The organism is Pseudoalteromonas sp. P1-25, from assembly GCF_001401805.1.
Classification (GTDB): Bacteria; Pseudomonadota; Gammaproteobacteria; order Enterobacterales; family Alteromonadaceae; genus Pseudoalteromonas.
Window position 1 is genome coordinate 16462 of record NZ_LKDW01000019.1, and the last position, 13462, is coordinate 29923.

Here is a 13462-nt window from a genome sequence, read left to right on the forward strand (position 1 = left end):
ATAAACTAGTGCGCGTTTATCACCCTGGTGATTACATCATACAAGCCTTGCGTATTAACCGGTTTAGAAACAAAGTCATCCATACCTACGCTTAGACAACGCTGCTTATCATCTTCGTAGGCATTAGCAGTAATCGCCACAATAGGGACATGAGCTTTAGTGTTTACCTCATTAGCCCTAATCGTTTGGGTACATTCGTAGCCATCCATATTAGGCATTTGGCAATCCATTAAAATTAAATCAAATCGGTTGCCTTCAAGTACTTTCAGCGCTTCTATACCGTCGGTTGCCATTACTAAGTTTGCCTTAGTGGGCTCTAACATTTTTGCAATTACTTGACGATTTATGGGGTTATCTTCAACTAATAATAGTGTTTTATCGCTCAAATTTGGCAGCGACTGTTGTTGTTTAACGGGCTTTGGTTTGTTTGACTGTGCTTTAGGTGCACTCACGTAAAACTTTAGTATGCTGCCTTTGCCAGGCTCGCTATTAAGGGTAATTTCACCCTGCATTTTTTTTATTAACCCTTGGCTAATCGCTAACCCTAATCCTGTACCGCCATATTTACGTGCAACACCTACATCTGCTTGTGTAAACTCGCTAAATAACAGCGCTTGTTGATCTTTTTCAATACCAATACCGCTATCGGCTACACTTACTAAAAGCTGCCCATTTTCATAATCAAACGATAAACGTACAAAACCGCGCTCAGTAAACTTATACGCATTAGAGAGCAAATTAATAATCACTTGGTTTAAGCGAAGATCATCTACTTTTACGCAATCTGGCAGTCTGTCACTTTGCTCAACAATAAACTCGACTTGATCCGAACTTACAATAGGCGAAAACAACGATTTTATATTGGCAATAAACGGCGCAAGATTAGTAGCCCGCGGGCTCATTTCCATTGCGTTGGCTTCTATTTTAGAAAAATCTAAAATGTCGTTTAAAATTTTCAGTAAATTTTGTGCACTTTTTTGCTGTGTATTTAACAGCTCACGTTGCTCATCAGTTAATGAATTATCGCGCAGTAACACCTCTCCCATGCCCAAAATACCATTCATAGGCGTACGCAACTCGTGGCTCATGTTCGCTAAAAACTGCGATTTAGCTACATTGGCTAAATTAGCCCTATTCACCGCTTTTTTAAGCTCTGTAGTTTGCTCAGTTACTTTGCTTTCTAGCTGCTGATTAAATTCGCTAAGTTGAGTATTTAATCCTTGGTTTCTGGTATTAGATGCTTGCAGGTTTTCTATTGAACGCTGGAGAGCGTTGGCCAATAGTTCAAATTGCTGCTGCAATTGTAATACTTCATGCCAACTGGAGTCTGTATTAAACGTGTGCGTTTTGGTTTTACTAAAACTTTGCATTAACGTAGTTAAACTAGTAATTGGCTGAACTAATAAATTAGCAAGTTGGTGTATAAAAATAACCACTAAAATCATCAGTATCGCACTTAGCAAAATGGTAGGAAGCCACGCTTTTGCCACCGCCATACTTAAATGTTTACGGTTGTAAAAGGTAATAACTTGCCAATTGTTTTGCGAGTCAATATACCGAGAACTATGGTACACCTCGTTTTTAGTTGAACGAAATAAGTTTTTATCACCTAAATTACTGGTGTTAAAGCCTTGTTCGCTAAAATGGCTCAGTATTTTAAATTCATCAATCGAGCTAAATACCACCTTTTGATGCGCATCTAGCACCACTAAGTCGCCCGTGTACTCAAATAAGTTGGGTATAAATCGCTCCAAGCGATCTAGCTTTAAAGACCCTTCTACTACACCATAAAACGTGTTGTTACGATAAATAGGCGCAGAGAGCGCTACAATAGCCTCATTACCTAGGCCGCGCCCTTGAAACACACCACTGGTGTAACCAAGTGGATGGTCCTGCGCTTGGGTAAAGTATGCTCTGTCTTTAACGCTGCGCTGCGCAAGGCTAAGCCCTTTAATTAAATCGTTAGGCGAACTAAGCTCTACAAAGCCATCGGGGTTTGCATACAAGCTGGTGGTAAAACCTGGGAATAAAAACATGAGTCGCTCAAGCTGCATCTTGCTGGGGGTCCCTGCCCCTATGGCATCGCTACTCATAACAATGGCGTTTCTATGAAATGCTAAATAATCATTTAATTGCGTGCTAATAGACTCGGCTTTTTCTTCTAGTTGTGCGTTTACTTCATACTCTAAGCGCGCATGGTGGTCGTTAACTAAAATAACACTGGTTAGCAATACCACTAAAATAATAATGACACTAACCACATAGCTTAAAATTTTTGCCAGCGGCCGCCCCTGATACGCACGGCTAGCGTAAGGTACAAATACGCTAAATAAATCAACCACTGCTAAGCTTATTAGCGCATTAATTAAGTACTTTGATATGGCGACTATGAGCGTTAACCAAGCTAAGCCAATAACAAATTGGCCTATAACCCATACAAAGGGTAAACCTATACATAACCAAAATACGCTGCCCAGAGGAAGGATAGGTTTAGAGCGGCGTAAACAAAAAACATAAAGCCAACAAAGCTCGAGTAAATACACAATACTCGGCCAACAATGGCCCCACCTATAAAGTAAAAAGCCAGAAACAATGGCAAGGCTTAAGCACGCGTAACGCAGTCCAGTAAATACCAAGCTGCATAAAACAAACAATTGCCCAAACAAAAATTCGGAGCTGTCGAAAAAATACAATGGCGAGAGATTTACTAACCCGCCTAATAACCCTAATAAAACAGCGAGTGTCCACTTACTTCTTTGTGGCATTAATTAACCTTGGGGCACTTTGTTAACACTTTACATGTTAAAATTAATGTAATTTTTACATTATTACGTACAAGACAAAGGTTGTCTAGCTGCAATAAATCAGGAACAGGTAAACATTACACCCTATAAAAAACAAACAACCTTAGGTAGCAAAATTATTTAAAAGAAAAGGTGTGCAATTAGCCACCCTCATAAAAGGTAGGATATATGGCGCGCTAAATATTGAGCAATTTAGGCTTCTGAACGCACTCAAAAAGCGTGTTATGTGTTTTTACATTTACTCTTGTTATGGCTTCCACTTAAATTTAACTTAATATCCTTAAGCATAGGTTTAGCATTTGCGATTGCTAAATAGGCATTAGCTAACGTTTCTGGGCCTGCGCAATAGTCTACATCGAGTATTACTGTTGAAACATTTAGTGTTTTTAATTTACCCTCTAACTCAGAAAATGTGAGCTTTACTTTGGAGTTGCTGGTTAAGTAATTCGATTCTTTTACATAAATAGTGATTGTTTCATCTGCTAATGCAGTAAATGGCAAGAATAAAAACAGTGTGAATGTAAAAATGATACGCATAAATCCTCCACGGTGTACAACGGCGCAAAATTAATAAGCAACAACTGACTATAAAACAGGGCGAAGCAAAACCACGACATACATTAAAAAAGCCTCGCATCGAATAAATTACTGTGCCACTATAAACCGAGAAATGTCCATATATCACACTGCATTCATCTTAGCCCTCGGATAAGTACCTGTAAACAACAAGTTATACCAATTCGCATAATTAAGCGATCTATTTTGAGGATGGATAAACGTGTTGATAGCAAGGCAAAAAATTCGCTATTTAGTTGTTCTCGCCAATTGCTCCTGCATTGCTCTACCTTCTGCATCCATGCAGTCGTGAATGAAAATTTTTTAACGCAGATAGCGACACGTTTAGCCCCGCAAAATGATTAAGTATTATTGCGGATTGGTAGTAATTTAGATTCATAAGTTGCTGAGGTAGAAATATACCCAAATGGGAGAGCAGTAATATTAGATAAACAACAATCGTAATACTTAATATTTAACGGTGTTATTAAGGAATAATTTAAAAAGGAATGTATTTTCACCCAAATGTTGTTTGAAGTATAAGTTGACATAACCAAACTCGGTTTTATTAACTTACAGCGTGGTAAGTGAAGTGTATATTGGCATAGTATTGAAGCAATAGATGGCATAAAGCTACCAAATACAGCTTTATAAAACGCAAAGTAAACATGCTACGCGTTGTAAATCACTCTTAAACAGTTTGGAAAATGGTTTACACTGGCACAAAAACTTTGATGAATAAATCATCACCTTTTACTTTAATTGGTAAGTCCATTGAATCTAAAACAGTTCCCGGAAAGTAGAATTTAATCAACGATAGCACCAAGCTGATTTTCACTGCTACTACTTTTTTTTCTCTTGCTATACATGCGACTGACAGAGCAACTAACTTCAGAGACCTATCCTTGTCTGTTATTTTCCATACACCACCTCCACTCATACCTTGAGGCTTTGGCAATGCCATTCCCTTCTCAGCAAGCATTTCATTATAGTAATCCAACTCAATTGTCGTAGGATAGCCTTTCGACTCCCCTCCTTTGGTTGTAATTACAGACATTTTAGGCTTTTTTGTAACATCTCCAGCATGCTTGTTTTTCGAACTAGGATAACCTGTAACGATAAAGCCCAAGGAGTCTTCAATTACATCTAAACTCTTAGCAACATACTCTAGGTTTATAGCTTGTTTCTGGTTTAAATTAGGATACTCAGAAATACGTATTTCAATAATTGCAACGTCAGCATGATGCTTGACGTCTTTACAAGGTATGCAAACAATATCTTCATTAATGGTAGTCTTTACACCATCCGCATGATTCCACAACCATAAAAGTTTATCACGCACATTATGCCTTTCATTGGCCACGTGAGCGGCCGTGACTAGAAAATACCTTCCGCAGACATTTATGAGAACACAAGTCCCGATTAATTCCCACTTTTTACTATTTTTATTAATCCCGACTATCGGATACTGACAACCTAAGATAAGATCTTCATATGTATATGACAACACCAGCCTCCACTCTTATCACATAACCCCGTATAGAAGACTAATTAAGCTTGGCTAAATTAGTGAGGAACGAGCGCCAACCAAGCTTAAGATACTATTCATAGATGTGTTTGTTATCTTTTCTTGTGGATATAGCGCAAAAAAACCATAGCTTGCGATAATGTTTAAAAAAATAATATCGAAGTCTGCCCGCCCCCTAGTACGGTACAAATTATGCCTAAAGCTCAGTGTAAATAGCTATAGGTTCTATGATTATTTCACTTTCAGATTTACCGGTAAAAGTTTGTTCTATTTCATACATATTTTCAGCCATGCCTATCATATGCTGTAGCATACTTGCGCCCTCAGAAATATTTTTTATATCAGCGCTTTGGGTGCCATCAGCATGACTTATGAAACCAATGACGACAAACTCTTTAGCTGTTTTCCTAGAATATTTACGATAAATAGTTTTAAGAGAATCTCTCAGATACTCCTGAGATAAGCATGTTGAAAAAGTTACATTATTAACTTCTTGCTGAAAGCGAACTATAGCATCACCAAAGCTATCTATTATGGTTTCAAAACCTTTTACTGATCTTTTCGGCATCGTAGCACCAAGTTCAGCACTTCTATCTTGAATTACCTTATCTAGCTGAGATTGAAGGCTTTTAACGGCTTGGCTTCTAGGATTTTCGGCCTTTTTCTTTTCAAATTCTTGTAATTCACCTGTTAAAGGTAATATTGCTAATGCATCACTGATATTACTGAAGTTACTAAATAGCGATTTTATTTCAAGCAGGTCAACAAACTTACCTTTAGCTCTAATCCGAATAAATGATTTGTCAGATTTCGCAATATCATTAAATGTTAAGGTCTCGTTAGTTACATCCAACACTCTTTCACTTTCTTCTATTTCTTTTTCAAATAAGTTAAATGAATGATCATGCAAAAACTTTTTAGTTGTAGAAGCTGAAGCCTCTTTAATGACATTTGCAATTACTCTACCAGATGCCAATTTCCCTTTTTGAGTATCATTGTCTTCATGTTCAAAACTATGCCGATCCAAAACATACTCAGTCACCCCCTCAAATAATTGTGATGAAAATGAATATAATTTTGGCTCATCTAAATATATAAAATTCTTAATCATTGTCTTTCCTATTTTTAAAGCGTTCTTTAGCTGCTCTTATTTTTTCTTCTCTTATTTCACTGTACTCTGCAGAAGAGCGCACTCGAATTGTGTCTACTAATGACCAAATAAAAACTGTAATTCCTGAAAGGACAAAAATAGCCACTAATATATATAAAATTAGATTTATGTTCATCGACTTTACCCTCTAACCCTATTTGGTCTGAAAAACACACTCAAACTAGTTAGAAGTGATACGAATGCGGCTATGTATGCAGATACTTTGATTCCATCTAAGTCAATTTCTTTAAAGCCACTTTCGTGTAACATCAGAACACATGAAAAAGACCCATAAATGAAAATTGCAGCAATAGAAATTCCATTTTGAAAGGTTTTCCACTGTCTTTGTCCTATAACGTGCTCAATTTCATTTAAAATTGAAATATGAAGAACAAATCCAAATGCAACAAAGTCACTTATACTAAAAAGGGATATTTTCACTCCCCAAGTAGTCAACAATAACCTCAATAAAATCGGTAATACTCCGATCAAAACAGTATAAATTAACCACTTCGTCCGTATGTCACTATTCACTTATTATCCTTTTAATTATTATTTTATCATTCATATTCCACCTCCGAACTACATAACTTACAATAAACAAAACATGCTTTGCTTCTGAACTGTGTCATATCTTCGTTCCCACAGTGGCATTTCAGCTTTTTATTTTTTGCATTTAGTTCAGTAATTAAACCTTCTTGAATAACTCTTGGCTGTATATATTTATCAGCTACAGATGCGTGAGCAGAGTTACCTCTTAGTCTACTTTTCCTTTTTTCATCTAACCTTTTTCTATAATCATCATTCTCTTGCTGGCGCTGTTTATATATCTGTTCGGCTTCGTCTTTTGCATCAATTTCTGATTGCTGAACATCAAAATAAGTAAGGCTGTTCTCATTAAAGTGTAAGTCGTTCAAACTCACTAATTTAGATTGCTCTGAACTGACAACTTGTACCTGAAAGCCTAAATCATCAATTCCGTATTGTGTATAAAAACACTTAAAAAATAGCTTGCTTTGATCTCGGCTAGTGATTTTTGATTCAAGGTCAAATACGTAAAGATTTTCATTAGAGCTATAAAATATGTCTTTTCGGGTGAAGTTGTTTTTGTCTTGCAGAAATAACCAAAGAACGGTAGCGCCTTGATCTTTAAAAAATCGCTCTCTAGCAACGATGACATCTAGTGGTATTTGGTCTAACACTAACTCAATAGCTATGTCCATATTATGAGCATTAGAGTAAAAGCTTATATCTGGTCTTCGCCATGATTTAGCTAGCCCCGTCTGAAATTGCTCTCGATAAGTTTGTTCTACTCGAATATTTTCATACTCAACTTGGTTTTTAAGCAAATTTGATATACTAGCTTTATAGTCTTTATGTTTTTTACTTTCTTTTATTCCATTGTAACTAATGGCCTGTAGTTCACTATCGGTGAGGCTTGTTGTGCTTTTTACAGGGCAATCTTCTGAACCAATAGGATGTTTAAAATGATGTTTTTGTGAGGGAGTACCGACAAGGGTTAAAGGCTGAAAACATGTAGCACATAATATACTACCAAACCCTTCTGGTTCTCTTAGAAAGCGCCTAAGCTTAAATAGATCTGCTTCATCTAAAGACAGAACTTCATTAGAGGTATAGTGTTTACCCTCGTCAGGTAAAAAGACTTTAGATACTGTAGACATAAACTAACTTATTAATTCCATTTAAATAGCTACTTTCTTGTCAATCTACCTGTCAAAGCACTGGCTAGCAAGCGTTTACTTATCAAGTCTAAAAATAATTACAGCAGCTAATTTTTAGAATTAAGTTATGATTAGATAATCATCAGCTTTTATATTTTGGGAGTTTAATATGGCTAAAACAATAAAAACCAGCAACACCACTGATAAATCGGTGAATTTCGATTGCGACAATGTAAAAGCTGCATTAGATGGTCGGCTGTCCGTAGATGACCTTAGCGCCGCTGAACAAGCTGTATTTATGGATGATTTTGACGAAGCTATAAACTCTAATTTAGAACAGGATTTTTCTAAGCATTTTGAAAAACTGAGCTGTAACGAAAAATTTTATGGCTTAGATGGTAAGGATAAAATTATCTGTGAAACAAGAAATAGATCAAGTATGAATAAACACAAATAGCTCATACCTTAATTAAAGTTGAATAAAAAGACCCCCGCGTTTGCTGGGCTCTTTTTATTTAGCCTCTGCCTTTTCGGCAGTTAAAAGTCACAAGTTGTGGTTGTTTACTTCCTGGCCTAACTTCAGCTGCCTACTCGGCAGTTCACTAAACTTTTCTTGAACGATACTTACCATTTCTATTTCCAGCTACCTACTCGGCAGTTCACACCAACAACGTGTTATAAATGACATTCAAATAATTTCCAGCTACCTACTCGGCAGTTCACTATAAAAAATAGTATACATTTCTATAAATACCAAACTGTTAAGGGATTTTTATATGATTAACCCTTACTTCTAGCTAGTAGCATAACTTATTGGAAATATTATTAATGTTCTGTAACTAATTTTATTGGGTATTCAAAGAAGGAACCGTACCTTGAAATGTTTGATTTGTAGCAAAGCCATAATTATTAAATTGATTTTCTGTCGCATTAGTATTTTCAATTTTTTGTATATGCAGAACATAACTTTGGCCGTTGGCTTTGCTTGATACAGGTATTGAATGAAAATGGCCTATGTCTTTTGCCTCAAATTGATATTCAGGATTATAAACTTCACCTCTGGCTTCAGCTCGTTTTTTAGCGCGTTTTAAACGTCTTTGCTTTTCGCCAACAAAAGCCTTAGCTACTGATTGGTTGCGAATAAACATAACCTCATTTTGGTTTGTTGGTACTTCGAGTATTTTTGATAAGCCAAATAATTTATCCTGAGCCATCATCTCAAAATAGCTTTGCTGAGATAGATTGGTTAATTGCTTTTTATCTGTCGATACAAACGCCAATTCATTACCTATCTCTTGCTCATTCCATTTAGGAAAACACACACCTATATTACTAATTTCACGCGAACTCATAAACCCATGCAATATGCCGATACAACGCCCTGCAAGGAGGCTTACATCACAATTTTTAGGTAAATAAGTAATAGTAAAATAATAGCGCTTCAAGCTTTACTCCTTTGGAACAAGCCGCCTTTGATCAACACTGCTGCAATAAAGTGAACTGCGTTTGATTCTTCACTTTGCTCTAAACCATGCTTTTCCATGTGCTTAATATGCAAGGCAATGCGCGGAAGTAATGAATAAAAGTCTGAATGGCTCTTAGGCGTTCTATGTGCAACTAATATTTGCTTATCTGCACCATACTCGTGAGTGCGTAAAGGTTTGTAACCTCCCTCATACCAATCATCAATAGTTTGAATCGCAGCCCCTACTTTTTGTGAGTTTAAACTGGCTGCTTTTTTATCGCCGACTTGAGTGTATGCAAGTTGTTTAGATGACATGCCTTGTTCAACATTGTCTACAAACTTTTGACTAGGGTGAACCTCTTGGCTAAATGCATTTTTAATTTTTGCGGTTATATCTAAATAACAATAATTTTGAGGATTGCTAAGCCCTTCTTGAATAGCTTCTGATAATGTTATTAATGCTGTTTGATTGTTTTGCCAATTGCCTTGCCATTTTAGTTTTTGTGCACCTTCAACAATGATCGGGGCTGCATGTTCAGTAAGGATTTCAATATCAACATTTGGTGATTGGCGGTTACGCCAAAGCCAGTTCCCCATCAGTATATTTTTAGCATAGCGAGTTGCAACTTCATTAAGACCATTGTGTTTTTTGTAGGTTTCAAAAAACCGTTTTAACCAATAAATAACTTTAGGGTCATCACAAACATGTGGTTCATTGCTATTAGCCTCAACCCTGAGTGAAAAACGGCAAAATAGCTCATTTACTGCTGGAGGTACGTAGCACACATCAATTGTTTGTGGGTTTCCAAACGCTAGATCTTGTGGCGCTAAATTTTTAGCCACATTTTGCTTTTGATACGCATCGCCAAACCCTGACTTTTGCCCAACTAATTTATTTTGCTCTATTTGCAGCGGTTCAAAATCAGACTCCGATGTTTTATAAAAAAATACCGCTTTACTGGGTGAAAGCGAACGCGTGTAACTTAAGTGCCGAGGTAATTGCATTATTCATACTCAAACTTAGACTTTTTCATAAGCATAGACTCTTTTTGAACATCCATAACCCAAAATGCGTCATGGAAGAACTGCTTAGCCCCTGCGTACTTAACTGATGTATTGCTAACACACTCTAAAAGCCCAATTACGGGCTCAGCATAACAATGGTATTCATGTAAGGCTACATCTCGCTTTATGGGTTCTTCAAGCGCAGCAAAACCAATTGCAGCAGGTCTTAAATTAAAGTTACCGTTAAGCGCATCAATCAATTGTTCAAAACTTTTGACTACTTTTTTTGAAGGGTACAACCAACTGCCATTTAACGATTTTGCCTTTATATTTTTAAACAGCTCACTTGGTTTAGTATGTAAATGGCACCAGTCAATATTTTGGTATAACGAAGGTGGATGCATAGTCCCGCCTGCAAACATAGATGGTAGTGCGGGTTTCACAAGCTGACTATTTAACTTATCTAACAGCTTAATGTTTGGTACAAAAAGCCTAAAGACTAAATCGAGTGTTATATCGCATTTAGGTTTATCGATAATTCCTGATCTTATGACATGACTACGGCCAGCAACTTGTTTTAACTTACTTGGTTCAGGTAATGGTTTACCTGTATGTAGTTGATAACTTTCAATGTTAATGGCACTACCAATACACTTAATTGAAGGGTCTATAAAATTTTTTAGCTTACGCTCAAAGTTATGAGCAAGCCCATTTAAAGCTGTAAGTGACGGCATACCTTGAATATACGGATTAGCCATTGCCTCAGCATCAAACACTCGCATATCTTGGCAATGCACATACACTATTTGCTCATCATTTAATGTTTCTTCATCAGGAATACAGTGAGTAAACACATAGTTTAACTGCGTTTTAAACACCCCCATTAAATTAGGGTGATACGCAAAGCGTTTGAGCTTACTTAAATTACCAAGGCTCTCATTTAGTACGTTACTAAATTGGCTAATGCAGTTAGTAATACTCTGATCTAAGTAATGCTTTGCCCACTCAGGGTAAGCTTGCCCTTGAGCGTTATTTTTAGCTTCCAGAATGTTATCCAGCCACAACTGCAAGCTAACACGTACTTGCCTAATAGCCGCTACTCGCGCTAATCGCTTTTGCCTTAACGTATTAAACTGTTTAATACCGACCAATACCAAAAGCGCCTGTTGAAATTGACTGTTTAATAGCGCACGAATTTTAAATGCTTTCTCACTATCATTATTGAATACTTCAGAGCAGTTAACAGCCTTTGAATATGTTTTAGGAAAGTAACGCAGCACTCTAATATTACCACCTACTGAGCTTGCTAAATCGCCAACATTGGCAGGTCTTGAGTGCTCAACTAAACCAAAATTTAACTTACGATCTGTTGTTAATTGCTGAATTTTAGCTAGCATTGCGTGACTTACTACAGGCGTAACCGCAAGGTAGCTTTGCTGAAATGGCATTTGTAATTGTGGTGAAAAAGAGCTTACTTCTAATGGGAGCTCTGCCACTGGCAAAAGCTGTTTTATTTTACCCGCGATGCCTAAAACCGCCTTTTTAGTAAACCCGTATGTCCTTATTAAATTAATCCAAACAGGCTCTTCATTTATTAGTAAATTTGCTAAACAAGTTACTTCACCTTGCCAAGTAAATGAGGTTAAAAATAACTTTGCATGATTAATTTCAGCACTGTTGTGCGACCATCCAAAACTTAAAGGTAATGACCGGCTACAAATACCCGCAATATCTTCACTTACTACCTTACTAATTAAACGTTGATGGCTTACGCGTATATCAGGATATTTTAAATTATGAGTATGAAACCATTTAACTTCGTTAATACATTTACTCAGTAACACTTCATCACGTAATACACTTTTAGCGGTTCTTGTACTTGTTAAATCATCAATCTCACTTCGTTTATAAACTAGGTTAATGAGCACAGTCAGCGCTTGTTCTTCAAAGCCATCTACCGCAACATGAGACATATATGGAGTAAACAACTTTCTAAGTGCTGTGGTTTTTTCTTTTAATGATTCAATTGCAAATGCATCTTGTAAGTTCATAAGTTACCACGGCGCTATAAATTGTTTTTTTGTTTGAGGCGTTTCAGCTGCGAATGCTTGCTGTAGCTCAATCACTTGGCGTAAATAAAAAACATGACTATCAGCTCTGAGCTGTTCGTGCTTTTTTTGTGGGTAAGCGCAGTTTAAAAAGCCTTCTTGATGAAGCCTATAAACTTGCTCTGTGGTGGTGTTTAATAATACTGCGGTATCAAAAGTACAAAGCAGTAAATCTGCAATATTTGGATGTTTAGTTTTAGGATTACTATCAACTAATTCAACAAAATATTTAATTAGTTCATCAAGTACTTTGTTTTTACGGTTACTTGTTGCAGCTATTTGACCATCACGGATCACATTTCCATAAACAGAGTTGAACTTAGTTTTATTAAAAGGGTTAAGTTGCTTGAGGCGCGCATTGTTTGTGAGTAAATCTAATTCAGTAGTAAGGCTTTCAGGCCAAGTACTAAAGTAATCAACAAAAGTACGGTTAAAGTCAGCATCGCTTACATCAAGTTGCTTAACCTTCGCAAACCAAGATATTAACCCCACTATTTTATGGCTGTTACTACTTGCAAGCGCAAATGCAATTTTAAAGTCTGCATCGTTTAACTGTTCACTATTGGTTAGTTTACAACCACAACTGCACTCTAAAAACTCCTCAGAAGCTCTGTAATCAATTAAGTTATGGCATTCCTTACAATGTGTAGTTAATTGTGATTTATGCTTATGGCACGTCTTATAGGGCTTTAAATGCCAATGAAAAGGAACGTAAGAAGATTCAAACAAGCATTCAATGCAAACAGGTATATTATCAGTGCGAAGTAACTCAAGAGGAATTGTCTGCTCATTACGGCTTACTGCTACTAAGTTGCCAAATTTAAAATTACTGCGCCGCCATGCAAGCGCAAGAATATTACCAGCGTTTACATCAGCTAATTGAGCTACCAACTTAAGCGCTCTTATTCTAAAGCTACTCGCTTGCCTAGCATGATAAACATCAACTTTACCCAGCTCTAACGGCAACGCACCTTCAAGATCATGATCTTGCTCTACAAGCCATTGCCATAAAATATCAGCAAGCTCACTATAGCCATCGTATGAGTTATCCCTAGCAAGCCTTAGCAAATAGCTTTCAAGAGCCTCATCAGGATAAAGTTTTGTTTGAACTAAAAAATGCATCGCCAACCTAAACTAAGAAAATCTTAGTTTAGGTTTAGCACAT

12 protein-coding genes are annotated in these 13462 nt (G+C 36.7%); 1 reads left to right on the forward strand and 11 read right to left on the reverse strand.

The window, feature by feature from the left end:
- Positions 1-5: 5 nt before the first annotated feature.
- The 7 genes from AN393_RS12450 to AN393_RS12480 form a co-directional block, all read right to left on the reverse strand.
- The gene (locus AN393_RS12450) at positions 6-2765 is read right to left on the reverse strand and encodes a response regulator (RefSeq protein WP_055018229.1); all 2760 of its coding nucleotides are present in this window, start codon (positions 2763-2765) and stop codon (positions 6-8) included.
- A 261-nt stretch (positions 2766-3026) separates the two neighbouring features.
- Positions 3027-3341 carry a hypothetical protein gene (locus tag AN393_RS12455; protein ID WP_055018230.1) on the reverse strand — a complete coding sequence of 105 codons (315 nt, stop codon included), beginning with the start codon at positions 3339-3341 and terminating at the stop codon, positions 3027-3029.
- Positions 3342-4071: 730 nt separating this feature from the next.
- Complete coding sequence (locus AN393_RS12460) at positions 4072-4701, reverse strand: hypothetical protein (protein ID WP_161804169.1); 630 nt, start codon at positions 4699-4701, stop codon at positions 4072-4074.
- 382 nt (positions 4702-5083) lie between these two features.
- Positions 5084-5998: a hypothetical protein gene (locus AN393_RS12465; RefSeq protein ID WP_055018232.1), complete on the reverse strand. Its 915-nt coding sequence runs from the start codon at positions 5996-5998 to the stop codon at positions 5084-5086.
- Positions 5991-6173: a hypothetical protein gene (locus AN393_RS12470; RefSeq protein ID WP_055018233.1), complete on the reverse strand. Its 183-nt coding sequence runs from the start codon at positions 6171-6173 to the stop codon at positions 5991-5993. The genes AN393_RS12465 and AN393_RS12470 overlap by 8 nt, the downstream gene beginning before the upstream one ends.
- Positions 6174-6178: 5 nt before the next feature.
- The gene (locus AN393_RS12475; protein ID WP_055018234.1) at positions 6179-6571 is read right to left on the reverse strand and encodes a hypothetical protein; all 393 of its coding nucleotides are present in this window, start codon (positions 6569-6571) and stop codon (positions 6179-6181) included.
- Positions 6572-6597: 26 nt separating this feature from the next.
- Positions 6598-7719, reverse strand: a complete 1122-nt coding sequence (locus AN393_RS12480; protein WP_055018235.1) for a hypothetical protein — start codon at positions 7717-7719, stop codon at positions 6598-6600.
- A 169-nt stretch (positions 7720-7888) separates the two neighbouring features.
- Between AN393_RS12480 and AN393_RS12485 the strand changes: the two genes are divergently transcribed.
- Positions 7889-8176: a hypothetical protein gene (locus AN393_RS12485; RefSeq protein ID WP_055018236.1), complete on the forward strand. Its 288-nt coding sequence runs from the start codon at positions 7889-7891 to the stop codon at positions 8174-8176.
- A gap of 388 nt (positions 8177-8564) precedes the next feature.
- Here AN393_RS12485 and cas6f read toward each other — a convergent pair whose 3' ends face one another.
- The 4 genes from cas6f to AN393_RS12505 are packed head-to-tail and all read right to left on the reverse strand — an operon-like array spanning position 8565 to position 13419.
- The gene (cas6f, locus tag AN393_RS12490) at positions 8565-9164 is read right to left on the reverse strand and encodes a type I-F CRISPR-associated endoribonuclease Cas6/Csy4 (RefSeq protein WP_055018237.1); all 600 of its coding nucleotides are present in this window, start codon (positions 9162-9164) and stop codon (positions 8565-8567) included.
- Positions 9161-10189, reverse strand: a complete 1029-nt coding sequence (csy3, locus tag AN393_RS12495; protein WP_055018238.1) for a type I-F CRISPR-associated protein Csy3 — start codon at positions 10187-10189, stop codon at positions 9161-9163. Before csy3 ends, cas6f begins: the two co-directional genes overlap by 4 nt.
- Complete coding sequence (locus AN393_RS12500) at positions 10189-12240, reverse strand: type I-F CRISPR-associated protein Csy2 (RefSeq protein WP_055018239.1); 2052 nt, start codon at positions 12238-12240, stop codon at positions 10189-10191. The genes csy3 and AN393_RS12500 overlap by 1 nt, the downstream gene beginning before the upstream one ends.
- A gap of 3 nt (positions 12241-12243) precedes the next feature.
- Positions 12244-13419, reverse strand: coding sequence for a TniQ family protein (locus AN393_RS12505; protein ID WP_055018240.1), 1176 nt, complete (start codon positions 13417-13419; stop codon positions 12244-12246).
- Positions 13420-13462 lie beyond the last annotated feature (43 nt).

Excerpts from the sequence above, each read along its gene's own strand:
- AN393_RS12505 (WP_055018240.1), bottom strand. The coding sequence starts at position 13,419 with ATGCATTTTTTAGTTCAAACAAAACTTTATCCTGATGAGGCTCTTGAA.
- AN393_RS12500 (WP_055018239.1), bottom strand. The coding sequence starts at position 12,240 with ATGAACTTACAAGATGCATTTGCAATTGAATCATTAAAAGAAAAAACC.
- AN393_RS12480 (WP_055018235.1), bottom strand. The coding sequence starts at position 7,719 with ATGTCTACAGTATCTAAAGTCTTTTTACCTGACGAGGGTAAACACTAT.
- csy3 (WP_055018238.1), bottom strand. The coding sequence starts at position 10,189 with ATGCAATTACCTCGGCACTTAAGTTACACGCGTTCGCTTTCACCCAGT.
- AN393_RS12455 (WP_055018230.1), bottom strand. The coding sequence starts at position 3,341 with ATGCGTATCATTTTTACATTCACACTGTTTTTATTCTTGCCATTTACT.
- AN393_RS12470 (WP_055018233.1), bottom strand. The coding sequence starts at position 6,173 with ATGAACATAAATCTAATTTTATATATATTAGTGGCTATTTTTGTCCTT.
- AN393_RS12465 (WP_055018232.1), bottom strand. The coding sequence starts at position 5,998 with ATGATTAAGAATTTTATATATTTAGATGAGCCAAAATTATATTCATTT.
- AN393_RS12450 (WP_055018229.1), bottom strand. The coding sequence starts at position 2,765 with ATGCCACAAAGAAGTAAGTGGACACTCGCTGTTTTATTAGGGTTATTA.
- AN393_RS12485 (WP_055018236.1), top strand. The coding sequence starts at position 7,889 with ATGGCTAAAACAATAAAAACCAGCAACACCACTGATAAATCGGTGAAT.